The organism is Synechococcus sp. MIT S9508 (genome assembly GCF_047303045.1).
Taxonomy (GTDB): Bacteria; Cyanobacteriota; Cyanobacteriia; order PCC-6307; family Cyanobiaceae; genus Synechococcus_C.
Window position 1 is genome coordinate 1,120,706 of the sequence record NZ_CP138941.1, and the last position, 24,146, is coordinate 1,144,851.

Genomic DNA, 24,146 nt, shown 5'->3' on the forward strand with positions numbered 1-24,146 from the left:
AGCCTCGCCTGAGGCGATTTTTGATCGCCCTTCTGGTGGTTCCAGCATTTCAGCTGCTGAGTTCTGCCCTGCTGCCTGCGTACGCAGGTGATGCATCACTTTCGTCTGCCGACAACACTCTGATCCTCACCTCGGCGGCACTTGTGCTGCTGATGACTCCTGGATTGGCGTTTTTCTACGGAGGATTCGTTCAGGCTCGCAATGTGCTCAACACGATGGCGATGAGCTTCGTGATGATGGGCATCGCCACGCTGGTGTGGGTCAGCTTCGGATTCAGTCTTGCCTTCTCCGACGGCGGAGCTCTGAATGCCGTCATTGGCAATCCCTTCTCCTTCGCCATGTTGGAGAACGTCCCTGACATTTGGCCTGGCCTGGCGATACCTGGACTCAGCTTCGCTCTCTTTCAGGGCATGTTCGCGATCATCACTCCGGCTCTGATTTCAGGGGCCTTGGTGGAGAGGATCAGTTTTCGCTTCTGGTGCGTCTTCACCCCCGTGTGGCTCCTGGTGGTGTATGCCCCTCTTGCTCATATGGTCTGGGGAGGTGGTTGCCTTGGGAAAGACCTTGATTTCGCTGGAGGCACGGTGGTGCATATCAGCTCTGGTGTTTCTGCTCTCTTGCTTGCTGGCCTTGTTGGCTGGCGCAAGCAGTGGCCCAATTCGGTGCGCCCACCTCACGATGTGACTCAGATCTTGCTCGGCACTGGTCTGCTCTGGTTTGGCTGGTTCGGTTTCAACGGCGGCAGTCAGCTGAGTGTCAGTGGTGCTGAACTCCCCTTCACTACGACGCATATCTCTGCAGCAACTGGCTTGGTTGCTTGGTCATTGATCGAAACATGGCGTGATGGCAAGCCCACTGCTGTCGGTATGGCGACCGGGGCTGTGGCCGGTCTGGTGGGCATCACCCCAGCAGCTGGGTTTGTGACGCCAGCTGCTGGGATGGCGATCGGTGCGATCACTGGTCTGCTTTGTTATTGCTCTGTGCAGCTCAAGGTTTCGCTGCGTTTTGATGATTCCCTCGACACCTTTGCAGTCCACGGTGTCGGTGGCACAGTCGGCGCGATCCTGACCGGTGTCTTCGCTAGCACTGAGCTGATCGCCACTCACCCTGCAGCGCAGGTTTTTGCCGAGAAGGGCAGGTTTGGCTTGATCGCTGATCAGTTTCAGGTTGTGCTTGTGGCCTATGGGTTGGCGGCCCTTGGGACGCTGCTGATCGCAGCAGTCTTGCGAGGTCTTGGCCTTCCGTTCCGAGTAACGGAAGATGCTGAAAACCTTGGTGTTGATGTGCGTGAGCACGGTGAAGAGGCCTATCCGGAAAGGATTGGTTCTCCCCAGTTTCATTAAGTCGCGATTCGCTTGGAGCTGTTGTTGCCGGCCCTGCTGACTTAGTTCAGCCAACCGGCACTCAGGATCACTGCCAGGGTCAGAAAGATGGCCAGGGTGGTCCAGGTGATGCGGTTGAGGGTCGCTTCAGCGCTGCTGGCACTGGTAAACGAGGTGCTACCACTGGCCGCAAGCCCACCCATGCCATCACCTTTGGGGCTGTGCAGCAGCACAAACAGGATCAGCAAAAGGCCGCTGCCGATCCAGATCCAGGAAAGAACGGTGGTAATCATGGGCTGATTTTATGTCCGAGCCGATCAGACCGGTTGTGGCAGGCGAGCGGTGGAGGGCACAGGTGTCTCGATTGGTTCGATCAGAGTGCTGCCGGTCATGGCATCGGGTTTCTCGAGATCGAGCAGTTGCAGAAGAGTGGGTGCGATGTCAGCTAACCCGCCGTTATCTCGCAGGCGGATTGCATTCCCCATGCCACGCAATTTTCTGCGTTCTCCCTCCACAAGAATCAGAGGAACGGGATTGGTGGTGTGTGCCGTCCAGGCCTGACCATCGTCGCCTTGCATGCGCTCGGCGTTGCCATGGTCTGCAGTGATGATCATCGTTCCTCCCATGCGTCCCACGGCATCGAGCAACCGTCCGATGCACTGGTCCACTGTCTCAATGGCTTCGACGGCGGCCTCCATCACGCCGGTGTGTCCCACCATGTCTGGATTGGCGTAGTTGATCACCACCAGGGAATAAACGCCCTTCTCGATGGCTTCGATGCAGCTCACGGTAAGGGTTTCGGCGTTCATGGCCGGGGCCAAGTCATAGGTGGCGACGCGTGGGGAGGGCACCAGATGACGGTCTTCTCCTTCCAGAGGCTGCTCAACGCCACCGTTCATGAAATAGGTGACATGGGGGTATTTCTCTGTCTCCGCCGTTCGGTACTGGCGCAGTCCGTTTGATGCCACAACCTGGCCCAGCAGGTCATCAAGGGACTCGGGTGGAAAGACCACTTCCACAGGCAGCCCGGCTTCGTACTGCGTGAACGTGACCACGTCCAGCTGAGGTTGATTGGGGAGTTCGAAATCGGCGAAGTCGTTCCTCGCCAGGCACTGAATGATCTGGCGGGCCCTGTCGGGTCTGAAATTGAACATAAGCAGGGCATCGCCATCGTTCAGATGGGTTGCTTGTAGACGCGTCGGTTCCACGAATTCATCGGTGGTGCCGCCGTCGTAGCTGGCTTGCAGCACTTCAGCCGCCGACAGCTCGCTTACTGGAACCTCAGGGGAGGTGAGCAGTTCATGGGCGCGGGCTGTGCGCTCCCAGCGCCGGTCGCGGTCCATCGCCCAGTAACGGCCACAGATGCTGGAGATTTCACCCACTCCACAGGACTGGATGGTGTCCTCAACCTGCTTCAAGTAGATCGGAGCACTCTGCGTGGGGGTGTCCCGTCCATCGGTGATCGCATGGATCGCAACGTGTTTCAGGTCTTCGTCGGCTGCCCACCGCAGCAGTCCGCACAGGTGATCAACGTGGCTGTGCACGCCACCGTCCGAGCAGAGGCCTAGTAGGTGAAGCGTGCCGTTGCTTGCACGCAGACGTTCGGCCAGTTCATGCAGTTTCGGAACGGCACGCAACTGGTTGTCGCGCACCGTGTCGCCAATCCGCACGAGTTCCTGGCGGATGATCCTGCCCGCGCCGATGGTGAGATGCCCAACCTCGGAATTGCCCATTTGTCCATCGGGCAATCCCACATAGGCGCCGCTTGCCTCAATCAGCGTCTTGGGGTAAGCGTGACGCAGCGCATCGATTACGGGAGTACTGGCGGCTCGGATGGCGTTGTGGTTGGCATCGCTGCGCTCGCCCCACCCGTCCAGGATCGCCAGAACAACTGGAGCAATGGATCGCTCCCTGCTTGGTCGTCCTGTATGGCGATCGGCAACGTTCACTCAGCTCTATCCGTTCTTAAGGTCTTCTCTAGATTCACAAGTTACCCCCGGATCCCGCCCCTGGTGAACTCCTTTGCTGACGATGGTCAGCTTTTGCGGATCTGGCAGGTGATATCCGACATACAGTCATCTACCCCACTGCATCGGTCATGGTGACGTCTGGGAACAGTGAGCGGATCGAGATCCTTTCAGCCGAGGGCGTCGGCAGAACTCTGTCGCGCCTGGCTTCCCAGGTTCTTGAATGCGTGGGAGAGGTCGAGCAGTTGCTGCTGTTGGGAATTCCCACCCGTGGCGTTCAGTTGTCAGCAGTGCTGGCGCGATTCCTTCAAGAGCAGAGCGGTCAGGCGATTGCCCAGGGCACGCTCGATCCGACCTTCCATCGCGATGATCTCGAGCGAGTGGCCATGAGGCCTGTGCAGGCGACAGAGCTGCCGGTGAGTGTCGAAGGTCGTGATGTGTTGTTGGTTGATGACGTGATTTTCACCGGCCGTACCGTGCGTGCTGCGCTGGAAGCGATCCAGGCCTGGGGACGGCCCCGCAGGGTGATGCTGCTGGTGATGGTGGACCGCGGCCATCGGGAGCTGCCGATTCAGCCTGACTTCTGCGGTCGATCCGTTCCCACGCGGCGGACCGAAACCATCGAGCTCAGGCTCTTGGATATTGATGGAGAAGAAGGCGTTTTCCTCAGGAGTGTGCAGGCGGAGAAATGAATTTCCTGCCTGCTCACGGTCTTCATCGTCTCTTCGCCCTGCAGAGGCTCTCTGGTCCTTCCTCAACAAGAACGCCGCCCAGATCAGCACACCCGGCAACGAAAGCACTCCACGGATCCATGCCGCTGGACAGCCGCTCTTCGACAGCTGTATTCAGACGTTCAGGATCCACCGTGTGAGCCGGTAGAGCCCCATGGCTGTGATGTTCCTGCCGATCGCGCAGATTCTGGATGGCTTCCTCCACCTGTCTGCGAAGAGGTAGGGCATGGTCCTGCCACCAGGGGTGGTCCAGTTGATTCAGCACGCTCAGTGCTTCCCACCACTGCTGTCGTTGCACTTTGTCCCTCAGCCGCTCGTGATCGACTTTGTTGCGATTCCAGGTCTCGCGCAGGCTGTCGCTTAGCTGTGTTCCCGGCCTCTGGCCCTTTTGTTCCAGAGGCTTGAGGGTGATGAGGGCCAGTTTGAGATCTCCCGCTCGGAACTGATCCAATGCCCGCTCACGCAGGGTCTGGCGCCACAGGAGCAATCTGTATTGATCTTTGCGTCGTTGCTCTTCGCTGCCCACATTCGAATTAACAAGCTGTGACTGCAGGGTGAGTGCTTGACTGCTTTCGCCTCCTTCCCAGGCAAGTTCAGCCTGGCGGCGACGGCAGACCGCCTGCTCACTGGGTGCGTCCCGGTCCAGCCATCGCAGTGCTGCCAGCTGTTCGCCATAGCTCAGGCAGGCCTCAAGATCTTCCCGTGAAGCTGCTTCACGCAGGCGACCCGGTAACTGCTGTTCCCACCAGTACGCATAACCACAAAGGGCTGCGACACCACCCAGTGTGGCGATCAGCCAAAACCTCGCGAGATGGCGACGCAGCGCCAAGGGTGGTCAGGGAACGACAAACTCCTTTCTATAAATGTTGTCGCCAACACACACGTTCTTGTGGACGGCACGATCACCGCACGGTCCCGAGTGGTCTCGGGTCCAGGCTTTCTCCGGTCCGCAGATCCTCTCCCTCCAGGATCAGTTCCGCTTGATCATTGAGATGGAAACGAAGTTTCAAGCAATCTTCTCCAGGTTGTCCAGGAGGGTCCAGGGGGAGCTCACAGGCGGTGTCTGGCCGCCTTGTGACGTCATCCCACCCATCGGTTTTTTCAATGACCTTGGGCAGTCCATTGATCATCACCACTTCATGTCTTGTCTCCCCTCTTGACTCTCCGAGCACCAGCTCGAGTGACTGCTGGTCTGGACCACTGGCGCTCAAGATCAATTCCAACGGCTTGCTGGAGGGCCAGGGCTGACCCGGTAGGAACAGGGGATGCCAGTGATGGGTGTTGCTGCGTTGGTTCCAGCAGCGCAGTGAGATTCCACGCTGCAGCAGGTCCTGCATGCGAACTCCTGGAGTGAGGCTCAGGGCGCCGCAGGCAACCGCCTCCATCGGCGGCGGTGTCAGCAGTGGTGTGGGCGCAAGCTTCTCGGTGAGCCAATCGCGCAGCTGGGGAAGATGGGCGCCTCCTCCGACCACCACGACACCGTCGAGATTTTCGGCAGGACAGCCGTTGAGTTCCGCATCACGCAAGGTCTTGCTGAGCAGTCCTTCAAGGGCGTCAAACAGCCCTCGCTCCTCGAGCAGTCGGCTGAACTTGTGTCGATCCATCGAGAGTTTGCTCGGAGCGTCAAGATCCGGGCTATTGGCTGTTTCCGTAAGGCTCTCCCGATTGAGGATCTTCGGATCGCTCAGGCGACATTTGAGGCGTTCCGCCGCATTCAGCAGAGCCATCAGACCATTGCCTTCTTCCGGCAGGCCCTCTGGACAGAGTTCGTCGAGAATCCATCGATCAAGGTCCCTGCCACCCAGGTTGATGCCGGCTTTGCCGAGCACTTTGGCCTGACGCAGTGTCTGACGGCTGTTGGTGAGGTCCTGACCGCGGAAGCGAAGCAGCTGGGCCACTGGGGCGGCACGACCTTCACCTCCCTCGAGAGCGACCAGGGACAGATCCAGAGTTCCTCCGCCGAGATCGACCACTAAAAGCTTGGATCCAGCTTCCAGACCAGCGCCGAGTGCAGCTGCCGTTGGCTCATCCACAAGAGCGATCTCTGCAACCTGCATCGGTTCGCAGGCTTTCAGAAGCCAGTCGCGATAGCCGGAGCCCTGATCCACGGGGGCTGTCAGCACCAAGCGTTCGATGCTGAGTTCAGGGGGCATCCGCTTCCAGATTTCAGTCAGAAGCCGCGCGCCAGCCTGTTCCGGGCTGAGCCGTCTCTCGGCACTCTGCGGATCTGATGCCATGCCGATCCAACGCTTGAAGTCGCGGTGGAGCTGAGGGGCATCGCGTTCATGCAGGCCGTTTTCAAGCACCTCAAGCCCGACCAGCGCTGGACCTGAGACCGCATCCTCCGCCCAGATCAGCGATGGGATCGCTCCTGTCTCACGGGTAATGGCAGGTAGATCGAGCAGATCTATTTCAGAACGCTCAGCAGACTGAAACGCCACCACCGTGGTGGTGCTTCCTAGGTCGATCGCCAGGGTGCCGACGTTGTAAGACGCGTCGGAAACCTGAAGGTTTTGTTCGGCAGCGAGGGGCTGAACCACCGCTATGGGCAGGTTGGAGTCAGGTCGAGGCTACGGGGAGTAACGATGGATCGCTTAAGACGGCTGGTGTTTTCCTTTTATCGGGAGGATCCGCAGATCGAGGCTGAGCTCGAACCGCTTCGAGACTGCAGGATGTCACGCAGCTGGGGCAGCATCCGCATCGAGTGTGTAGATGCGCAGCACCTCGAGGAGGTGAGCGCACTACTCAGTTATTTACGTCGACCTCTGGCAGCGATGGGGCTGGGTCGCCAGATCGTTCTGAGGGTTCCAGGGCGTCCGCAACGCAGCTATCCCATGCATGTTCCTTTCCACAGCGATCTGCTCACTTAGGATTCAGGATTCTTGCGTTTTTGGCATGCTCTCTGCCGGAGTCGATCATCAGGATCTCGCCAAGCGCGGTGAAAGCCTGATCCGTCAGTCCAGCAATCGTTATCTGACCACTGTTCGGATTGCTTTCCGTGCCAAGCAGCGTCGCTTCGACGATTTCGATGGTCTGCTTGAAGAGTCCAGCGTGAAGCCTGTGCAACGCGCCATCGTTGAGCTGAGTGACGAACAGGATCAGCCTGATCTCCTTCCTGGATGATTCAACAGGAGGGCCCAGGCTGGAGATTGTCCAGGGACCCCTCCCGCTCAGTGTTTTCCGTCCTCATTGGCGGAGAACACTGGGCTCTCGAACTCACGGAGAGTGAGGCGTGCGAGCTGGCTTCACTGATCGCTGATCTGACAGATCAACATCGCTCTATTTGCGATCAGCTCATGGCGGAGGAATCCATCAGCGTGGAATTGGAGCGTGGCAGTTGGTGGGCTTGCCTTGAAGGTGATCGTTCGCGCTGGTCGCTTCGGGGTATCTGCCGCGGTGATGGTGTTCAGGCTCGTGGCCTCGAGGTCTGCTGGCCTGACCCTGCTGCGCAGGCCATCGCCGAGGCGATGAGAACGGTGTGGGACAGCAGTAAAGATTAGAGCAGCTAATCAATGGCTCTTCATTGGTTTTCCCCCGGTCTTTCCCACGCTGGAAGGTGCTTTTTCCACAGGCTTCAGAGCATTTGGGTTGGTATAGCCGACGTTTGTGGAAAACCGGATTCAGGGGGTCGGTTTTGGTTGACGAATCACGCCGATGGCTCTTTCGCAGCTAGAGAAGGAGATCGCTTGCTGGAAATGGTTCTGGCGGCTGCAGTCTCACTGGGAGAGTCAGTGGGAATGGCTCCTGAGTTGCTTCTTGACTCGGGCCGGCATCTGTGGAGAACTAGTTGGCATTCGAAGCGTTTGCATGCAGTTGGCCGATCAGTTAAAGCAGGCTCAGGCATCAGCACCAGACCAGATTGTCGAGGCGGCCACTGCTGCTGAGGAGTCAGCAGTGAGCTTTCAGTCCGAGCTTCCTCAGCCCTTGCAGCAAGCCATGGTTGCGTTCATTGAACGCTGCCCGAACTGGGATCAATACCGCCTGGTTCAGGCCGCTCTGGCCGGATTCCTGATTCAGCACGGAGTGGAGTCAAGAGAAATCACGCGCCTTTATGTGGGCAACATGTTCCGTCGAGAATCCCTGACCCAGGGCGTCTGAGTCCTGCAACTTGCCATCAGCAGTAAGGCGCTGAACGGAAGACTCAGCAGCAGGCCGAGGAAGGCTCCCATCAGGCCAATCAGGTTGACCCCGATCATCAGACCAAGCAGAGCCAGAACTTTCAGCCGATTGGTCTGAACCAGCCGGCGACTGTGTTCCATCGCTGCCAGTGGACGGTGACCGTGATGGATCAGAAGAGGAAGGGCCAGGATCTGGCTCAGGGTCCAGAGGCTCAGTGCAAGTGCTCCAGCGATCAGAAACAGAGTCGAGAGCACGCCGCTCTGCCTGGCTATCAGTGCGCCGATGATCCTGATGGAATTCAGGCCTCCGATGAGGATCACCCCTTCCAGTAGCACTAGGGCGGCTGTTTGCCGGAAGATCCATCGCAGTTGTTGACGCTCCTGGACAGGCTCGTCCTGTTGTGCCGTTTGGATCGAAGGAAGCAGTTGGTCGGCCAGGCGCAGCAAGGCCACAACTGCTAGGAGCGTCGTGGGAATCGTTGTAAGAAAGAGCACATCGCTGATGGTTGTCTGCCACCAGCCATCTCCCTGCTGAAGATCCTTAGAGATCAAACTCAGGCCTGTGACAGTGATCAGCATCAGAGCTGTGAGGCCCACAAAGCGCCAGGGAGCCTGGCTGAAACCGACCCAGGCTCTGGGAATGATGGTTGTGAGAGGAATTCGCTCTGTCAGGCGATGTTCCCTTGGTTCATTGAATTGAGCCAAGTCGCTTGAGGAGGTCTTGGGCGATTCGGTCATCCACAGGAAGAATCGACAGTCGATTGCCTCGTCGAACGACGGCTAGTTCTTCCGGTTGATAGGACTGACGCAAGTCCTCAAGACTCAAGATGTCTTGAAATCTGCCTCGATAGGCCAGACGCACGCAGTCCCAGCGTGGTGCCTCAGGTTTCGACGCAGGGTCGTGATATTTCGATGATGGATCGAATTGAGTGGGATCTACCAGTCCTGTTTCCGTCACCTCCATCAGGCCGATGATCCCAGGGGGCTTGCAATTGGAGTGATAGAAGAAGGCCTGATCGCCAACAGCCATCGTGCGCATGAAATTACGCGCCTGGTAATTGCGAATCCCGTCCCAGAGAGTTGTCTGCTCCTTCTCAAGATGATGAATCCCGTAAACATCGGGTTCACTTTTCATCAGCCAGTAGGCCACGCGTTCTACGAAATTTTTCCCAGACTAGGTTGATCGATTCGTTTCGATCAGCTTCCGGAAGTGATTGCCACGAGCTTCAAAATCGGAGTACTGATCAAAGCTGGCGCATGCAGGCGACAACAGAAGGCTTGCAGCCTGCTGCTGTCGGGCCAGTTCCAGAGCGTGCGGAACAGCCTCTTCCAGGCCTCGATGCGTGCTGACAGCGCCGGGGAAGGCAGATGCTTCGATCAGGCCACGCAGTTCGTCTGCTCCGGCGCCGAATAGCACAACAGCGCTGCTGCGCTCCTTCAGAAGTTGCAGCCAATGCTGAGCGTCGCCTTGTTTGGTCTGACCTCCTGCCAGCAGCACCACCGGATTGGGTACGGACTGCAGACCCACGGCAGCTGCGTCGTAGTTGGTTGCCTTGCTGTCGTTGAACACAGCAACGCCTTGAACGGTTCCGAGCGATTCGAGTCGATGGGGAACCCCATCGAAGCAGCGCAACGCTGATTCAATGGTTTCCGGAGCTAATCCAGCTTCGAGAGCAGCTGCAGTGACCAGAAGCATGTTCTGACGGTTGTGCTCTCCAGGCATGGCGAGAGCATCGGCGCAGAAAAGCCTTCGCTCTCCTTCGCAGACCCAGCCGTCGTCACTCAAGCTCAACCGATCGCTGGCGCTGTCTGAGCGTATCTGGCCGGTTCTGACCCAGCTCACCTGGGTGTCTCCCCAGCCGCCGCGAGTTCGGCTGATCTCAGGGTCATCGCCATTGAGAATCGCCAGCTGGGATCGTTCCAGCAGTCCGCGCTTGATCGCTCGATAGGCGTCTAGCGATCCATGTCGCTCCAGGTGGTCAGGGGTCAGCGTCGTCCAGATCCCGATGCGCGGAGCGACGACGTTGGCCGCTTCAATCTGATAACTGCTCATCTCCATGACCACCCAGTCGGGCAGAGGGCTGGAGCCTTCAAGGCAACCCAGAGCTAGTTCTGCGGCGGAATACCCCACATTCCCGGCCATAGGAGCCTTTAACCCCCCATGGTTGAGCACGTGGTGGAGGAGATGGGTCACGGTGGTCTTCCCATTGGTCCCGGTGATGCCAATCCAGGGATGTTTCTTGAGGGTCTGCCAGGCCAGAGCCATTTCTCCCTTCACCGGAACTCCCCGGCTTCGTAAGGCCTCAAGAGTTGGATGCGTCCAGGCGATGCCAGGACTGATCACCACCTGATCGATCTCATCGAGCCAGGGCTCGAAACTGGAGATCTCCAGAGGTTGTCCGAGCTGGACATCAATGCCCTGCTGTCTGAGGTCCGCGGACTTTCGCCTGCAAGAGACGTTCTCAGCCTTCTCGAGAACCAACACCTCAGATCCCTGGGCCTTGAGCAGACGGGCTGCACCGATTCCAGAGCGTCCGAGTCCGACCACGACACTCAAGGTCATGCTTTTCGTTCTCTGCTCACGAGGGAAGTGGGCGATACTGGAATCGAACCAGTGACTCCTACCGTGTCAAGGTAGTGCTCTACCTCTGAGCTAATCGCCCGCATTTTCACCCTTCAGAGGATCTGCGGTGACGGTTGAGCGCTTGCCCACCGGATGGGACTGAAGTTAGCAGCTCACCGGCGCAGCATCTCCACTCGCCAGCGATCGCGTTTCGTGATTTCGAGATTTAAGACTTCCACGCTTCCCCGGTCCTGAAGCTGGAGTCGGTCGCCGACTTTCAGCTCACGACTCGCCTGCCGAACGGGATGCCAGTTGAGCCGCAGCTTTCCATCCTTGATCTGACGAATCACCTTGGAGCGTGACAGTCCGAAACCCGCTGAGGCGATGGCATCCAGGCGGCAGGATGCCTCCACGCTGGTCAATCGCTTTGGCAGTCGTTGGGCAGGCCACTGCAAGTCGTCGATGCTGACCGCCTCGACGGTCAGCATGACGTCGCGCACTTGTCCGGTCAGGCCGTTGAGATGAAGTGCGGCCTCTGGTGTGCATACGGCCTGGGCGCCACGATCTCCCCGAAGCCAAAGATCGCCGAGGCCATCAGCTTTTGCACCAAGATCAATCAGGGCCTGGCGCATGTCTTGCGGTTCAGCCCGATCAAACAGGAAATTACCCTCAAGCCTCAATCCAGAGATTGGAGTCGGTTCTGGTGGCAGTTCTTGATCGCTGCGACTGAGCTGGAGACGACAGCGTTCGGTGTCTGGTCTTCCACCGTCGCGGACCACTCGCAGTTCAGTGAGCGACTCGAGGCGGCGCGAGTCCTCCAGTTCAGGGCCGCTTAAAAAGCCGCTCCAGCTCGGTTGCCAGGTGCGCAGCACTTCTTCCGCCTGTTCGATCATGCGATGCATGGCCTCTGGCTCAGCGAGCCCTTCGATCAACGTCTCACGAGGAAGACTCACAGCTCACTCAGGCGGACCACCTGCTGAGGACGAACTTTCTGAACGAGTTGCCAGGGCACTTCAAGGCCTGCTGGGGTTTCAAGCAGTAGCAACCAAAACTGCTCGTTATGGCGGTTGCGCAGGATACGGACTCCGTCCTCGTTGTCGGAGGGAACACTTGCTGCCGCGGCGTAGCTCCCCATCAATCCTGAGCCCATGCCGAGCAGGCCGCCGATCAGTGCTTCTCCGACAGCACCGAAGCGCGCAAAGGTATCGAGCGTGGTGATCTGGGTGAAGGTCAGCCCAGCCATGAAGCCGAAGGGCATCAGCCAGCGAGACATGGAACGCTGGCGGCGGCTGCGGGCCATGCTCGGGTTCAGCAGATCGACCTGGTCAATCTGCTCCGCTTTGAGGCGGCCCGCTTCATTGCCTTCAGCCTGTTCAGGCGCGACCAGCACGACTCGGATGAGCGGTTTACCGGACTCCTGAAGGTCCTGGACAAGAGTCTCGGCGGCGGTGCGTTCTTTGAGCACCAGGACGCAGACAGGCATAAGCGGAGCGGTGCGGACTTCCATTCTCCACGGAAGTCCAGGACTTCAGCGGGGGGCTTGGGTTCGGAGTGAGTCAATCTCCCTTTTCAACACTGATGTTCGGACCGATCTCTAAACTTCTGAACGGCTTTCTCTCCGCCGCTGGATGACCAAAGTTCTTGTTTCAGACCCCATTGATCAGGCTGGGATCGACATCCTCGGGCAGGTTGCCCAGGTGGACCAGCGGACAGGCCTGTCTCGGGACGAGCTCAAGTCAATCATCGGTGACTATGACGCTCTGATGATCCGCTCGGGCACTCAGGTCACCGCCGATGTGATCGAGGCGGCGGACCGTCTGCGCATCATCGGTCGGGCCGGCGTGGGGGTCGACAATGTTGATGTTCCTGCCGCCACCCAGAGAGGTGTGCTGGTCGTGAATTCACCCGAGGGCAACACGATCGCGGCAGCGGAGCATGCCCTGGCCTTGTTGTTGTCGCTATCTCGCCACGTGCCACAGGCGCATGCCTCCATGCGAGCCGGTGCCTGGGACCGCAAGAAATATGTGGGCAATGAGCTCTACAAAAAGGTTCTTGGGGTTGTGGGTCTGGGCAAAATCGGATCACATGTTGCCAAGGTTGCCAAAGCGATGGGGATGGAGGTGATCGCATTCGATCCCTTCATCTCCGCTGACCGCGCTCAGCAGATGCAGGTCCGACTCACGACCCTGGAGGATCTGTTCCGTCAGGCCGACTACATCACGCTGCATATACCCAGAACGCCCGATACCGAAAATCTTGTGAATGCGGAACTTCTCCGCTCAATGAAATCGACGGCCAGGATCGTGAACTGTGCTCGGGGGGGCATCGTTGATGAGGCTGCCATCGCCGAAGCCATTAATCACGGTGTGATTGCTGGAGCCGGTTTGGATGTCTTCGCCTCTGAACCTCTGGGCCAGGACTCTCCACTACGTGCAGTCGAGCGCGGGCTGGTGTTGACGCCTCACCTCGGGGCTTCCACAGAGGAAGCCCAGGAAAATGTGGCCACCGATGTGGCTGAGCAGATCCGCGATGTGCTGCTTGGACTCCCAGCTCGCAGTGCCGTGAATATTCCAGGTCTCAGCGCCGAGATCATGGAGCGTCTGAAACCCCACCTGCAGCTCGCCGAAACCCTCGGCCTACTCGTGAGTCAGCTGAGCGGTGGCCAGGTCCAGGAACTGGAGGTGCGTCTTCAGGGTGAGTTCGCTAATCATCCCTCCCAGCCCCTTGTAGTGGCAGCACTCAAGGGACTGCTCACCAGCGCTCTCGGAGAGCGCATCAACTACGTCAATGCCTCTCTCGAGGCCAAGGGGCGCGGGATCCACGTGCTGGAGGTTAAAGACGATGCCAGCCGCGATTTTGCGGGGGGGTCCCTGCAGCTCACGACCCGCGGTGGACAGGGTGGTCACAGTGTGACGGGTGCGGTGTTCGCGGATGGTGAACTGCGAGTCACCACCATCGATGAATTTCCGGTGAATGTGCCGCCGAGCCGACACATGTTGTTCACCCGCCATCGGGACATGCCTGGAATCATTGGCCATCTCGGCTCGCTGTTGGGTGAACACAACGTCAACATCGCCTCAATGCAGGTGGGGCGCAGGATTGTGAGGGGAGATGCCGTGATGGTGCTCAGTATTGATGACCCGATTCCGCCTGCGCTTCTGGCCACCATCAACGGCATTAACGGGATTCAGGAAGCCCATCCCGTCACGCTGTGATGTGGTGGCGTTTGTCTCTGCCGGTAGAGACTGAGCTGGAGGAGTCGCTTCTCTGGAAGCTGAACGTTCTCGGTCTGCACCGGGTGGCCATACAACATGCACCTGAGACGCCAGATCAACGCACTCTTCTGGCCTGGTTGCCGGCCCATGAGTGGCCTGAAGACCAGCGATCTGAGCTGATCAGCAGTCTTATGCCTCTGGCTGAAACCTTCGGCCTCGCTCTGGCTCAGCCGGTTTGGGATGAATTAGCTGATGAAGACTGGAGCCTCAGCTGGAAACAGCACTGGCAGCCAGACCCTGTGGGTGAGAGGCTGCTGATCCTGCCGGCCTGGCTTGATGTGCCTGATGAGCATGCTCAAAGGCTTGTTTTGAGGATGGATCCAGGCAGTGCCTTTGGAACCGGCAGTCATCCCACCACCCGCCTCTGTCTTGAAGCACTTGAGCAACAGCCCCCTTCAGGCTTGAGGGTTGCGGATCTGGGTTGCGGAAGTGGAGTGCTCGGACTTGCTGCACTCGGGCTTGGGGCTCGTCAAGTGCTTTCTGTCGATACCGATTCCCTGGCAGTAAGCGCAACGACAGACAACGCAGTTTTGAATGACCGTTCTGTGGATGCGATCAGGGTGAGCCAGGGGTCGGTAGAGGTGCTGGCGACGCTGCTTGAGGATCAGCCTGCAGATCTGCTCCTCTGCAACATCCTTGCTCCGGTGATTGAGGCCCTTGCGCCTCACTTTCAATCTGTGCTCCGCCCTGGGGGGCGGGGGCTGCTGAGTGGCCTGCTGGTGGAACAGGCACCGAGGCTCATAGAAGTGCTGGGGAGCCTGGGCTGGTCGGTTGAGCCGCTTGCTGAGCAAGGTCGATGGGGTTTGCTCGAGATTCGGCGCTAGCCTTGATAAGTGAGCCTTATAAATTCTTCTATTTTGATTGGGCTTACACCGAAACGGGCATCGAAGCGTGTGCCTTGACGCCTGGACGATGTAGAAATGATCAGTCCGGCAGGCTCGTTTGTTACGAGCCTCTGCAAATTCACTCCATCCATGGCTTCTTTCAAGGTCACCCTGGTCGCCGAAAGCGAGGGTCTCAACAAGACCATTGAGGTTCCCGACGATCAGTACATCCTCGATGCCGCTGAAGAGCAAGGCATTGATCTGCCTTATTCATGCCGTGCGGGTGCCTGTTCCACCTGTGCCGGCAAGATCACCTCGGGTACTGTTGATCAGTCCGACCAGAGCTTCCTTGATGACGATCAGATCGAAGCCGGATTCGTGCTGACTTGCGTGGCCTATCCCACCTCCGACTGCACCATCAAGACCCATGCTGAGGAAGAGCTCTACTGAGCTCCAGGCCTTTTGATCACAAGCCCTGACGACAGGGTTCGTTGCCACCTCCCCGCGGGGGTGGCTTTTTGCTGTCAGTGTGGTGCCATGTGGCTCTCTTGCCGATGACCGCCGTTCCCGCCGCACCGTTGAGACCTGAGGTGGAACGGTTGCTTGACCATGGATCGGTGCACACCAGCCCTGGAGGCCAGTACAGCTTTCGAGTGATTGGGCCCTGCTGCCGCCTCTACGACCGCGAAGAACTCCCCTGGCCCTGTTGTCGGCTGGCATGGCGCAGCAAGGAGCCCAGCTGGCGCCGGGTGGGCCGTCGCTTTGTTGCTGATCTCGGTTCGCGTCGTTGCCCGTCTTATTCCGTTGAACTGCTTCAACCTGGATCGAGACCAACGGTCACTGTTCTCACTCTTTTCCCCATGCGCTTCACGGCTGAGATGCAGGAGTGGTGGTACAGCCGTCGCCCTCGATCCATGGATCCGGGTAATCTTGCGCCCTGAAGGCCCACATGTTGTTCAATCAGTTCAGCTGATAGATCCGGCGTTGACCGGATCGATCCATGTGAATCAGAAGTAAATCTTGCCGCCGCCCCATTCCTGGCCAAGCACCTTCGGCGCCACGAGGATGTAGGCCGACATCAGCTCTAGATCTTCGTCGGTGAGATCACGCATTGCCGGATACAGGTCACGGCTGCGCATGCTGGGGTGAAGATCTGCAATGCTGTACTCGCCGTCGTAGGAGGTGGGATCCTGCATGTAGTCCACAAGCGCGGCGATGTTGTCGCGCGATGGTGTGGCCAGTGCCAGGGTCTCAGGATCGAGGCCAACGTTCTGGTTGGTCTTGGTGATGCCGCCGGCATGGCATGTGCCGCAGCTGGTGTTGAACACTTTGCGTCCCGCCTTGACCTGTTGTTCGCTGAAGGTCACCGCGGTGCCTTCAGGGTCGGAAGGAACGGTCAGTATCTCGGCATCCCACGGGGCGGCCTGAGCGGGGGAGCTGATCCACAAGACAGCCAGCACCGGCAGGACGATCAGCAGTCGGCTCAGCGACTGTCGCAGGTTGGAGAGAAAAGGAACCATGAAGGATGCCCGAGACAGATGGATACAGCGCACCAAGCTCTTGTATCACGCTGAAGTATCAAACTGACGCTGTTCAGGCTCCACCGATCACGAACTGTTGCAGCATGTAGTCCGTGATGAAGCGGATACATCGAGGCAGAGAAAGTCTTTTGCCAGGACCGTGTTCGGGAAGATGGCTCTGGCTTCTGTCAGTAGATCGTCTGCTGTCACTGCGTTCCCAGGCGCATAGCGGGGGCTGAGATGGGTGAGCACAAGTTGGCCGACACCCGCTTCAGCCGCGGTCTGGGCCGCCATCGTGCTAGTGGAGTGCTGACGCTGGAAGGCCATGTCGGCCTCCGCATGGGAAAAGGTGGATTCGTGAATGAGCAGGTCTGCACCCTTCGCCAGGGTGACGGCTGCTTCGCAGAACACGGTGTCCGTGCAGTACACAAGACTTGCTCCAGCTTTTTCGGGCCCGCACAGGGTTCTGCCGTCAATTTGCCGTCCATCCTCCAGAGCGACGGTTTCCCCTCGCTTGAGGGACGCATAAACCGGTCCGGGGGGGATCGCCAATTCCTGAGCTTTTTGGATGTCAAAGCGACCGGGCTTCGGTTTTTCCTCAACGCGATAGGCATAGGCAGGAACGCGATGGTGCAGCGGTGTCGCCCGCACGGTGAGATCTGCGTCCTCAAAAATGATTCGATTCGCTTCAGCGGCACTGCGGACCTGGTGCACCTCGAGGGGATACCCGATCCTGGTTGAGCTAGTTCGCAATACTCCCTCCAGATAGCTCTCGAGAGGATCGGGTCCGTATAGATCCACCCCACCACTGCTGCCGCTCAGGCCAAGACTGGCCAGCAGGCCTGGAAGACCGAAAACGTGGTCACCGTGCATGTGCGTGATGAAGATCCTGCGCAGCTGCGACAGCCTCAGATCACTGCGCAGGAACTGATGCTGGGTCCCTTCACCACAGTCGAACAACCACAGTTCCGAGCGCTGAGCCAGTCGCACGGCCACCGCTGAAACGTTGCGGGCTCGGGTTGGGACTCCAGAACTGGTGCCCAGAAAGGTGACCTGCACGGCATGGTGGGCTCAATGGTCAATCTGCCATGAAGGCCTGGCTGCAGTCCGCTGGGCGGGGCACACTGAGCAACCATTGGCCTCCCGAGTGGTTCTGCACATCTCCATCGGTCGGGCTGCTGCTGGAGTGGCTCTGATGCTGCCGGTTGCAGTGGTTGCTCTGGTTGCTGAAGCCAGGACTGCGGTGACCGCTCAGGAGCCGCAGATGCGTGTTTTGGTGGCCGAAGGTTCGGAGTTGATCCTGCGCGCCGATGGCGATCATCCCCTGCTGGTGCACGGCCTCGCCAACAACGAACGCCGCCTTCAGCGTCTGCAGGTTCGCTTGCGGGATGGTCGGCTGACGATCGCGGATGGCCGGGCCGATGGCCATGCCTCGCTTCGGATCAGCACGACTGACCCTCGCGGTATGTGGCTCGGGCGCCGCCGTTATCGCGGTGACCTGCTGCTGGTGGTCCGCGGCGGCAGGATCCGGGCGATCAATCAGCTGGGTATCGAGACGTACCTTCCCAGTGTTGTGGGCAGTGAGATGCCAGCAAAGTGGCCGCTGGCAGCTCTGCAGGCTCAGGCGGTCGCTGCTCGGACCTACGCCCTCCGCCAACGAGGACGCAAGGCGGATTTCGATGTGAAGGCCACGGTGAGCAGCCAGGTCTACAAGGGAATCGAATCTGAAACTCCAAGAACCAGGGAAGCGGTTGCCACAACGCGCTCGCTGGTTCTGGTGCATGGCGGCCGTTTGATCAATGCTGTTTTTCACAGCAGTTCAGGGGGATCCACTGAGCCCAGTGGCGAGGTTTGGCAAAACCAGCTCCCCTACCTCGTGAGTGTTCAAGATCATGACCAGCACAGTCCTGTGCATCGCTGGAACCAGCGTTTCGAGGCCGGTGATCTACGCCGCCGCTTTGAGGAGACTGGCGGACTGGAGCGGTTGCGTGTGCTCAGCACCAGCTCCACCGGCAGGGTGCGTTCAGCGCGGATTCAAGGCCCGCTTGGATCATTGGTGCTCACGGGCCGCCAACTGAGACAGCGGCTGGGCTTGAAGAGCACGATGGTGAGCTTTTCCCTGCTGCAGGGTGATGCTGGAACTGCAGTCGAGCCGTTGGATCCTGTGGATCAGGATTCGCAAGCTCCGTCTCAGCTGATCGGACTCTGGCGGGATTCCGCCAGTGGTTTCAGCGGAGCGGCTGATCAGGGACCAGCCGGTCGCGTCATTGCAGCACCTCCCTTGCCCCCTCCTCCAGTCAGCTTGCGCCAATCCTCATTGATCCCCGCTGGAAGAACTCCAGAAACTTCTCGCAGCACGATTGTGCTGGAAGCAGAAGGCCAGGGTTATGGCCACGGTGTGGGCATGAGCCAGTGGGGAGCCCATGGTCTGGCGAGTCAGGGCGCTGATTTCCGTGAAATTCTCCATCACTACTACCGCGGGGCAACGATCAGGCCATACCGACCGGCTGATGACCCATCAGTGGCATTCAGGGCCGGTTCGGAGCCAGCCTTGATGGGTTGACCTGCAGCGATCGTTGCGTGCCCCAGTTTCTGTCCAGATGTGCAGTGCAGCACCGCCCGGATCCGCGCGCATTAATGGAGGCGATTGTGGATCATGTGGCTGCCTATCTCGCCACGGCCCTTGACCATGAGCGCTTCAAGCCGCTGGGAATGGCGACCGGAAGGACAATGGAACCGTTCTACGCGGCTCTGATTAAGCGTCTGATGACATGGCCGGCGCCGCAGCTTGAACAGTTGAAGCGCTGCTGGCTGAGTTTCAACCTTGATGAATACGTGGGTCTGTCGCCAGGCGATAGCCGCAGCTTCGCCGCTTACATGCATGCCCAGTTGGGTTGTTATCTCGACCTTTCTCCCTGCCAGCTGCAGCTGCCGGATGGAATGGCCAAGGATCCTGCCGAGGAGGCGAGACGCTATGGCTCTGCGCTGCATCAGGCAGGGGGGATCGGCCTTCAGCTGCTGGGCCTAGGTGGTAACGGTCACGTGGGTTTCAATGAGCCGCCGTCTCCAGCCGGCAGTCGCTGCCGCGTGGTGACGTTGCAGCAAGCCACGCGGATTCAGAATGCCAGTGCTTTCGGCGGAAACTCCGAAGCGGTGCCTGAGCAGGCCATCACCCTTGGTCTGGATGAGATTCTTGCTGCCGACGAGATCCATCTGATCGTGACCGGAGCGGCCAAGGCGGAGATTCTGCGCACAGCGTTGCTTGACCCTTGTAGTTCCGAAGTTCCCGCCAGCTGGCTGCAAAGTCACTCGAGCGTGCATCTCTGGGTGGATGATGCGGCCTGTGCCCACCTTCCGCTGTTGTCTTGAACCGCTGGCAGTTTTGGATTGACCGAGGCGGCACGTTCACCGATCTGGTGGCACGTCATCCTTCTGGCCAGCTGTTGGTGCGCAAGGTGCTGTCTGAGCAGCCGGACGCTCCCGGAGATCCGGCTGTTGCGGCCATGCGCGAGTTGATGGGGCTCACTTCGGAGCAGCGGATTGATCCTGGATTGATCGAGGAACTGCGGTTGGGCACCACCGTGGCCACGAATGCACTGCTTGAGGCAGCTGGTGAGCCTGTGTTGCTTGTGACCAATCGCGGTCTGGAGGACCTGTTGCTGATCGGTGACCAGCACCGTCAGCATCTTTTTGCGTTGGCAATTCCCGAGCCACCTTCGCTGCTGGCCGCCGTTGAAGAGGTCCCCTGTCGTCTGGATGCGGAAGGCAGGGAGTTGGAAGCACTGCGGCTCGACGATGGGTTCATGCAGAGGCTTGTGCGTCATCACAAGGCCGGGATCCGCTCTTGTGCCATCGCTCTGATGCATGCCTGGCGTGATCCTGTGCATGAAAAGGCTCTGGCGAAGCTAGTGCGAACCGCGGGGTTCAAGACGGTGGTCTGTTCCCATGAGGCCAGCCCACTGCCGCGCCTGGTTCCCAGAGGACAAACCACGCTGGTGGAGGCTGCCGTCAGGCCTGTGCTGTCCGCCTACCTGGCACAGGTTCAAGCCGCTTTGGGGGATCAGACCCGATTGCGGGTCATGACATCCAGTGGGGCTTTGCAGCACCCCAGTTCGCTGCTTGCCAAAGACACGATCCTGTCGGGTCCGGCCGGCGGCATGGTCGGAGCTGTTGCTGCCGCTCAACAAGCTGGCCTTGGTGCTTCCGCCCTAGTGGGTGTGGATATGGGGGGCACGAGCACGGATGTGTTTTGCCTGCCGGCGGGCGCTGCCGACCGGGAGTGGGAACGGAGTGCTGAAACGGATATTGCCGGATTTCAGCTGACAGCGTCGCGGCTGCCGATCCACACCGTGGCGGCAGGAGGGGGATCGATTGTCAGTGGCGATGGCGGTCGCCTCACGGTGGGTCCACGCTCGGCAGGTGCTGACCCAGGCCCAGCCTGCTACCGCCGAGGTGGACCTCTGGCCATCACGGATTGTCATTTGCTGCTGGGCCGACTGCAGGTGACTGCCTTCCCGGCGGTGTTCGGACCGGACCGCGATCAGACTCCTGATCTTCAGGCGACCCGGGATCAGTTCCAGGCGCTTTCATCGCAACTGGGTCAGGCTCCCGAGCAGCTGGCCGAAGGTGCTCTTGACCTCGCTGTCGAGGCGATGGCGGGAGCGATCCGCCACGTGTCGCTCTTCCGTGGGCATGACATCCGTGGAGGTGCACTGATTGCCTACGGCGGTGCCGCAGGGCAGCTGGCTTGTCGCTTGGCCGAATCTCTGGGGCTGGGTCAGGTGCTGTTGCATCCTCTGGCGGGTGTGCTCTCGGCCTATGGCCTTGGGCAGGCCCGTCAGCGTCAGCTGCATCAGCGATCGATCCGCCGTCCTCTGGATGCTGCTCTGCTCGCTCAGCTGCCCGCCATGGTCAGGTCGGATCTGAACACGGCGTTCCTGGAGTTGCAGAAGCTCACGGCAGCTTCCACAACAACACCAGAGCATCAGATCAGGCTTGAGCTGCGCGATACCTCTTCGGAACAAGGGCTGATGCTCTCCCTGGTATCAGCTTTGGAAGAGCTGGATCAGGATCAGCTGGAAAGCTTGTTTGACCAGGCGCATCAACGTCGGTTTGGCTATGCGCCGCCTCGTACGGCTCCCCTGATCGCCGAACGCCTTGAGGTGGAGGTGCTGGATGCGATCGCGGAGAGCTCCTCGCCATCAACCTTTGAATGTCATGGAACCGCAGCCACTGCATCGGTCACTCGATCAACCATGGTTCAGCGTGCTCGCGTTCATTGCAGAGAGCAGGGCTGGTGTGAGTTGCCTGTGCTGGAGCGCTTGCAATTGAAGAGCGATCAGCCTCTATCGGGGCCCGCGCTCATCCTGGACCCCACGGCGGCCATCGTCCTAGAGCCAGGTTGGACGGCCCGGCTGCTGGTTGACGGCAGTGTGCTGCTCGAGGCTTCATCGAGGCCTGCCGCTGAACGGTCCTCTGCCGGGGCGGATGCCAGTGGAGTGAGTTCCGACCAGCACTTGGACCCGGATCCTGTTGATCTCAGCCTCTTCCATCACCGTTTTATGCAAATTGCTGAGCGCATGGGAGAGCGGCTGCGTCAGACCAGTCGTTCCGTGAATATGCGGGAGCGGATGGATTTCTCCTGTGCGCTGTTCGATGCACAGGGGGCGCTTGTCGCCAACGCTCCTCATATTCCAGTGCACCTGGGTTCGATGGGTGATGCGGTTGAGGATCTTCTGGGTCAGATCCGCCAAGGGGAGAGGCCTGCGTTGTCGGCCGGAGACACCGTGATCAGCAACGATCCATTTCACGGTGGCACTCATTTGCCCGACATCACCGCGATCACACCCTGCTTCGTGGAGGGAGACCCCGATCCCTTCGCCTTTGTGGCCTGTCGCGGGCACCACGCGGATGTAGGAGGGCTGACACCAGGTTCGATGCCTCCCTTCAGCTCCAGCATTGAGGAGGAAGGTCTGCTGGTGCGCAATCACTTCTTGAACCCACGGGGAACGCCGGATCGTTCGGCCTGGAATAAGTGTCTGGAGGGGGTCAGCTCACCTCCCAGAGACCCCGAACTGCTCTGGGCAGATCTTCAGGCCCAGGCAGCCGCCAATTATCTGGGGACTGAACTGTTCGATCAGCTTCTGCAGCTTGAGGGCCGCCAGCGAGTTCGGCGCTATCTGCAGCATGTTCAGGACCATGCGGCGCGAAGCGTTCAGAGGCTGATCGGCTGCTTTGAAGACAGGACCTTTGAGGTTGCGCTCGATAACGGTGCCAAGCTCAAGCTGGCCTTGACGGTCGATCGGAAACGGCAACAAGTCTTGCTCGATTTCCGTGGGACAAGTCCCCAGGGCACGCACAATTTCCATGCTCCATTGGCGGTGACCAAGGCTGCGGTTCTGTATGTGATCCGTTGTTTGGTTCAGGAGCCGATTCCCCTGAATGCCGGATGTTTTCGGCCATTAACCCTGATTGTCCCGGAGGATTCCCTGCTCAACCCCAGCGCACCGGCTGCAGTGGTCGGCGGCAATGTGGAAACCTCGCAGGCTCTCTGCAATCTGCTGTTTGCATCACTCGGGGTGATGGCCGCGGGCCAGGGCACGATGAACAATCTCACCTTCGGTGACGGGCGTCGGCAGTATTACGAGACCATCGCCGGAGGCGGAGGAGCAGGCAAGGGTTTCTCTGGATCAAGCGGTGTGCAGACGCACATGACCAACTCCAGGCTCACGGACCCCGAGATTCTCGAGCAGAGATTTCCAGTGAGGCTTGAACGTTTCGGCTTCCGCCGAGGCAGCGGTGGAGCTGGCCGCTGGCGAGGAGGAGACGGCCTGGTGAGGGAGTTTCGTTTTCTGGAACCGATGACTGCAGCTTTGTTGTCTGGTTCCAGGACCGTCGCCCCTTTTGGTCTGACAGGTGGAGAACCGGGTGAAACAGGAACGGCTCTGTTAACCCGTGCTGATGGAACTGTGCAGGTGCTGGATGGATGCGTGCAGCTTCAGGTCAAAGCAGGGGATCGATTGCTGATCGCCACTCCCGGTGGCGGTGGTTTTGACCCAATCAAACGCTCAGCTCATCCCTTAGTTCGTCCTTCAGTTCGAGGTTCGCGCTGACATTGCAGATGTCATCGAGTTCCTCCAGGGCATCAAGCAACTTCAGGCACTGTTGGATGTTGTCTTCGTTGTCCGGTCTCACCTGGGTGAGAGGGTGCCAGCAGTGCGACCATTCCGAGACTTCCCAGCCTTGATCGCGGAGTCCGTTCTGGAGGGATTCGAGTGCTGCAAAAGGACCATGCACCAAGGCCTCTTCGCCGCTTCTGAGTTCATAACCATCGGCCTCCAAATTGAGCAGGCATTCCAGTAATGCCTCCTCATTAATTACCGCGGCCTGGAGGCTCACTTCACTGCGGTGCTGGAAGAGATAACTCACGCATCCACTTTCACCGAGGTGGCCGCCGTGTTTGCTGAAGGCCAACCGCACAGCCGCTGCTGTGCGGTTGCGGTTGTCGCTCAGTGCCTCCACCAACACAGCCACTCCGCCCGGGCCGTAACCCTCGTATCGGATTGATTCAAGCTGTTCCGTGTCACCAGCCTTGCCAGAGCCTTTGGCGATGGCTCGTTCGATATTGCTCGCTGGTACGCCAGCGGCCTTGGCCTTGACGATCGCAGTGCGCAGCTGGAAATTGCCATCGGGGTCACTGCCCTGGCGTGCAGCCACGGTGATTTCGCGTCCGATCCTGGTGAACACAGCACCTCGCTTGGCATCCACCACCGCCTTGGTGCGTTTGATCTGGGACCATTTGCTGTGGCCTGCCATCGGATGCTTCG

General features: G+C 59.3%; 25 protein-coding genes and 1 tRNA gene. 13 read left to right on the plus strand and 13 right to left on the minus strand.

The genetic code is table 11. The features are described 5' to 3' along the window. The first annotated feature begins 20 nt into the window (after window positions 1-20). Window positions 21-1,343, plus strand: a complete 1,323-nt coding sequence (locus tag SIB42_RS05730) for an ammonium transporter (protein ID WP_413328551.1) — start codon at window positions 21-23, stop codon at window positions 1,341-1,343. Between the two features lie 41 nt (window positions 1,344-1,384). On the opposite strand, the gene secG is transcribed toward SIB42_RS05730, so the two are convergent. Together secG and gpmI are read right to left on the minus strand one after the other, a co-directional pair. After that, window positions 1,385-1,615, minus strand: coding sequence for a preprotein translocase subunit SecG (gene secG / locus SIB42_RS05735; protein WP_067095859.1), 231 nt, complete (start codon window positions 1,613-1,615; stop codon window positions 1,385-1,387). Between the two features lie 24 nt (window positions 1,616-1,639). Further along, window positions 1,640-3,271, minus strand: a complete 1,632-nt coding sequence (gpmI, locus tag SIB42_RS05740) for a 2,3-bisphosphoglycerate-independent phosphoglycerate mutase (protein WP_067095861.1) — start codon at window positions 3,269-3,271, stop codon at window positions 1,640-1,642. Between the two features lie 149 nt (window positions 3,272-3,420). Here gpmI and pyrR point away from each other — a divergent pair, with 149 nt between their 5' ends. Continuing rightward, window positions 3,421-3,981 carry a bifunctional pyr operon transcriptional regulator/uracil phosphoribosyltransferase PyrR gene (gene pyrR / locus SIB42_RS05745; protein ID WP_067095863.1) on the plus strand — a complete coding sequence of 187 codons (561 nt, stop codon included), beginning with the start codon at window positions 3,421-3,423 and terminating at the stop codon, window positions 3,979-3,981. Between the two features lie 22 nt (window positions 3,982-4,003). On the opposite strand, the gene SIB42_RS05750 is transcribed toward pyrR, so the two are convergent. Further along, the gene (locus SIB42_RS05750; RefSeq protein ID WP_067095864.1) at window positions 4,004-4,849 is read right to left on the minus strand and encodes a hypothetical protein; all 846 of its coding nucleotides are present in this window, start codon (window positions 4,847-4,849) and stop codon (window positions 4,004-4,006) included. A gap of 73 nt (window positions 4,850-4,922) precedes the next feature. Further along, the gene (locus SIB42_RS05755) at window positions 4,923-6,566 is read right to left on the minus strand and encodes an Hsp70 family protein (RefSeq protein WP_067095867.1); all 1,644 of its coding nucleotides are present in this window, start codon (window positions 6,564-6,566) and stop codon (window positions 4,923-4,925) included. Window positions 6,567-6,605: 39 nt separating this feature from the next. Here SIB42_RS05755 and SIB42_RS05760 point away from each other — a divergent pair, with 39 nt between their 5' ends. From SIB42_RS05760 to SIB42_RS05775, 4 genes are all read left to right on the plus strand, one after another. After that, window positions 6,606-6,890, plus strand: a complete 285-nt coding sequence (locus SIB42_RS05760) for a hypothetical protein (RefSeq protein WP_067095869.1) — start codon at window positions 6,606-6,608, stop codon at window positions 6,888-6,890. 25 nt (window positions 6,891-6,915) lie between these two features. Beyond that, window positions 6,916-7,143, plus strand: a complete 228-nt coding sequence (locus SIB42_RS05765; protein ID WP_067095871.1) for a DNA-directed RNA polymerase subunit omega — start codon at window positions 6,916-6,918, stop codon at window positions 7,141-7,143. After that, window positions 7,140-7,520 (plus strand): DUF1818 family protein, encoded by a 381-nt coding sequence (locus tag SIB42_RS05770; RefSeq protein ID WP_067095878.1) that lies wholly within the window; start codon window positions 7,140-7,142, stop codon window positions 7,518-7,520. The genes SIB42_RS05765 and SIB42_RS05770 overlap by 4 nt, the downstream gene beginning before the upstream one ends. Window positions 7,521-7,827: 307 nt before the next feature. Next, entirely contained in the window at window positions 7,828-8,118 is a 291-nt protein-coding gene (locus tag SIB42_RS05775) for a DUF2811 domain-containing protein (protein ID WP_067096011.1), read from the plus strand. On the opposite strand, the gene SIB42_RS05780 is transcribed toward SIB42_RS05775, so the two are convergent. From SIB42_RS05780 to SIB42_RS05805, 6 genes are all read right to left on the minus strand, one after another. After that, window positions 8,070-8,876, minus strand: a complete 807-nt coding sequence (locus SIB42_RS05780; RefSeq protein WP_231856427.1) for a hypothetical protein — start codon at window positions 8,874-8,876, stop codon at window positions 8,070-8,072. The genes SIB42_RS05775 and SIB42_RS05780 overlap by 49 nt on opposite strands. Then, window positions 8,827-9,273 (minus strand): EVE domain-containing protein, encoded by a 447-nt coding sequence (locus tag SIB42_RS05785; RefSeq protein WP_067096012.1) that lies wholly within the window; start codon window positions 9,271-9,273, stop codon window positions 8,827-8,829. Before SIB42_RS05785 ends, SIB42_RS05780 begins: the two co-directional genes overlap by 50 nt. A gap of 39 nt (window positions 9,274-9,312) precedes the next feature. Continuing rightward, window positions 9,313-10,701 (minus strand): UDP-N-acetylmuramoyl-L-alanine--D-glutamate ligase, encoded by a 1,389-nt coding sequence (gene murD, locus SIB42_RS05790; protein WP_067095885.1) that lies wholly within the window; start codon window positions 10,699-10,701, stop codon window positions 9,313-9,315. A 28-nt stretch (window positions 10,702-10,729) separates the two neighbouring features. Next, a tRNA-Val gene (locus tag SIB42_RS05795) sits at window positions 10,730-10,801 on the minus strand. Between the two features lie 73 nt (window positions 10,802-10,874). Further along, complete coding sequence (locus SIB42_RS05800) at window positions 10,875-11,654, minus strand: photosystem II S4 domain protein (RefSeq protein ID WP_067095888.1); 780 nt, start codon at window positions 11,652-11,654, stop codon at window positions 10,875-10,877. Next, window positions 11,651-12,184 carry a hypothetical protein gene (locus SIB42_RS05805; RefSeq protein ID WP_067096015.1) on the minus strand — a complete coding sequence of 178 codons (534 nt, stop codon included), beginning with the start codon at window positions 12,182-12,184 and terminating at the stop codon, window positions 11,651-11,653. The genes SIB42_RS05800 and SIB42_RS05805 overlap by 4 nt, the downstream gene beginning before the upstream one ends. Before the next feature lie 145 nt (window positions 12,185-12,329). On the opposite strand from SIB42_RS05805, the gene serA reads away from it, so the two are divergent. The 4 genes from serA to SIB42_RS05825 all read left to right on the plus strand — a co-directional run bounded on the left by serA (window position 12,330) and on the right by SIB42_RS05825 (window position 15,741). After that, window positions 12,330-13,916, plus strand: coding sequence for a phosphoglycerate dehydrogenase (gene serA / locus SIB42_RS05810; protein WP_067095890.1), 1,587 nt, complete (start codon window positions 12,330-12,332; stop codon window positions 13,914-13,916). Next, window positions 13,916-14,800, plus strand: coding sequence for a 50S ribosomal protein L11 methyltransferase (gene prmA / locus SIB42_RS05815; RefSeq protein ID WP_067095898.1), 885 nt, complete (start codon window positions 13,916-13,918; stop codon window positions 14,798-14,800). The genes serA and prmA overlap by 1 nt, the downstream gene beginning before the upstream one ends. Before the next feature lie 150 nt (window positions 14,801-14,950). Further along, window positions 14,951-15,250 carry a ferredoxin gene (locus tag SIB42_RS05820; protein WP_067096018.1) on the plus strand — a complete coding sequence of 100 codons (300 nt, stop codon included), beginning with the start codon at window positions 14,951-14,953 and terminating at the stop codon, window positions 15,248-15,250. 104 nt (window positions 15,251-15,354) lie between these two features. Then, entirely contained in the window at window positions 15,355-15,741 is a 387-nt protein-coding gene (locus SIB42_RS05825) for a hypothetical protein (RefSeq protein ID WP_067095901.1), read from the plus strand. A 66-nt stretch (window positions 15,742-15,807) separates the two neighbouring features. On the opposite strand, the gene psbV is transcribed toward SIB42_RS05825, so the two are convergent. Both psbV and SIB42_RS05835 read right to left on the minus strand, forming a co-directional pair. After that, window positions 15,808-16,320, minus strand: a complete 513-nt coding sequence (gene psbV, locus SIB42_RS05830) for a photosystem II cytochrome c-550 (protein WP_067096021.1) — start codon at window positions 16,318-16,320, stop codon at window positions 15,808-15,810. 87 nt (window positions 16,321-16,407) lie between these two features. Then, window positions 16,408-17,379, minus strand: a complete 972-nt coding sequence (locus SIB42_RS05835) for a ribonuclease Z (protein ID WP_067095903.1) — start codon at window positions 17,377-17,379, stop codon at window positions 16,408-16,410. A 136-nt stretch (window positions 17,380-17,515) separates the two neighbouring features. On the opposite strand from SIB42_RS05835, the gene SIB42_RS05840 reads away from it, so the two are divergent. From SIB42_RS05840 to SIB42_RS05850, 3 genes are read left to right on the plus strand one after another with little or no spacing between them, the layout of a single operon-like run. Then, window positions 17,516-18,883, plus strand: coding sequence for a SpoIID/LytB domain-containing protein (locus SIB42_RS05840; protein WP_067096024.1), 1,368 nt, complete (start codon window positions 17,516-17,518; stop codon window positions 18,881-18,883). A gap of 17 nt (window positions 18,884-18,900) precedes the next feature. Continuing rightward, complete coding sequence (locus SIB42_RS05845; protein ID WP_231856428.1) at window positions 18,901-19,689, plus strand: glucosamine-6-phosphate deaminase; 789 nt, start codon at window positions 18,901-18,903, stop codon at window positions 19,687-19,689. Then, complete coding sequence (locus SIB42_RS05850; protein ID WP_067095905.1) at window positions 19,686-23,432, plus strand: hydantoinase B/oxoprolinase family protein; 3,747 nt, start codon at window positions 19,686-19,688, stop codon at window positions 23,430-23,432. Before SIB42_RS05845 ends, SIB42_RS05850 begins: the two co-directional genes overlap by 4 nt. On the opposite strand, the gene SIB42_RS05855 is transcribed toward SIB42_RS05850, so the two are convergent. Next, a complete protein-coding gene (locus tag SIB42_RS05855) occupies window positions 23,380-24,135 on the minus strand; it encodes a YebC/PmpR family DNA-binding transcriptional regulator (RefSeq protein ID WP_067095906.1) in 756 nt (251 codons plus the stop codon). The genes SIB42_RS05850 and SIB42_RS05855 overlap by 53 nt on opposite strands. Window positions 24,136-24,146: the final 11 nt, after the last annotated feature.

What these genes read in the sequence shown, in the direction of transcription:
- secG (WP_067095859.1), bottom strand. Translation starts at nt 1,615, where the DNA reads ATGATTACCACCGTTCTTTCCTGGATCTGGATCGGCAGCGGCCTTTTG.
- pyrR (WP_067095863.1), top strand. Translation starts at nt 3,421, where the DNA reads ATGGTGACGTCTGGGAACAGTGAGCGGATCGAGATCCTTTCAGCCGAG.
- SIB42_RS05760 (WP_067095869.1), top strand. Translation starts at nt 6,606, where the DNA reads ATGGATCGCTTAAGACGGCTGGTGTTTTCCTTTTATCGGGAGGATCCG.
- SIB42_RS05765 (WP_067095871.1), top strand. Translation starts at nt 6,916, where the DNA reads ATGCTCTCTGCCGGAGTCGATCATCAGGATCTCGCCAAGCGCGGTGAA.
- SIB42_RS05770 (WP_067095878.1), top strand. Translation starts at nt 7,140, where the DNA reads ATGATTCAACAGGAGGGCCCAGGCTGGAGATTGTCCAGGGACCCCTCC.
- SIB42_RS05775 (WP_067096011.1), top strand. Translation starts at nt 7,828, where the DNA reads ATGCAGTTGGCCGATCAGTTAAAGCAGGCTCAGGCATCAGCACCAGAC.
- SIB42_RS05780 (WP_231856427.1), bottom strand. Translation starts at nt 8,876, where the DNA reads ATGACCGAATCGCCCAAGACCTCCTCAAGCGACTTGGCTCAATTCAAT.
- SIB42_RS05785 (WP_067096012.1), bottom strand. Translation starts at nt 9,273, where the DNA reads ATGAAAAGTGAACCCGATGTTTACGGGATTCATCATCTTGAGAAGGAG.
- murD (WP_067095885.1), bottom strand. Translation starts at nt 10,701, where the DNA reads ATGACCTTGAGTGTCGTGGTCGGACTCGGACGCTCTGGAATCGGTGCA.
- SIB42_RS05805 (WP_067096015.1), bottom strand. Translation starts at nt 12,184, where the DNA reads ATGCCTGTCTGCGTCCTGGTGCTCAAAGAACGCACCGCCGCCGAGACT.
- serA (WP_067095890.1), top strand. Translation starts at nt 12,330, where the DNA reads ATGACCAAAGTTCTTGTTTCAGACCCCATTGATCAGGCTGGGATCGAC.
- prmA (WP_067095898.1), top strand. Translation starts at nt 13,916, where the DNA reads ATGTGGTGGCGTTTGTCTCTGCCGGTAGAGACTGAGCTGGAGGAGTCG.
- SIB42_RS05820 (WP_067096018.1), top strand. Translation starts at nt 14,951, where the DNA reads ATGGCTTCTTTCAAGGTCACCCTGGTCGCCGAAAGCGAGGGTCTCAAC.
- SIB42_RS05825 (WP_067095901.1), top strand. Translation starts at nt 15,355, where the DNA reads ATGACCGCCGTTCCCGCCGCACCGTTGAGACCTGAGGTGGAACGGTTG.
- psbV (WP_067096021.1), bottom strand. Translation starts at nt 16,320, where the DNA reads ATGGTTCCTTTTCTCTCCAACCTGCGACAGTCGCTGAGCCGACTGCTG.
- SIB42_RS05840 (WP_067096024.1), top strand. Translation starts at nt 17,516, where the DNA reads ATGCTGCCGGTTGCAGTGGTTGCTCTGGTTGCTGAAGCCAGGACTGCG.
- SIB42_RS05855 (WP_067095906.1), bottom strand. Translation starts at nt 24,135, where the DNA reads ATGGCAGGCCACAGCAAATGGTCCCAGATCAAACGCACCAAGGCGGTG.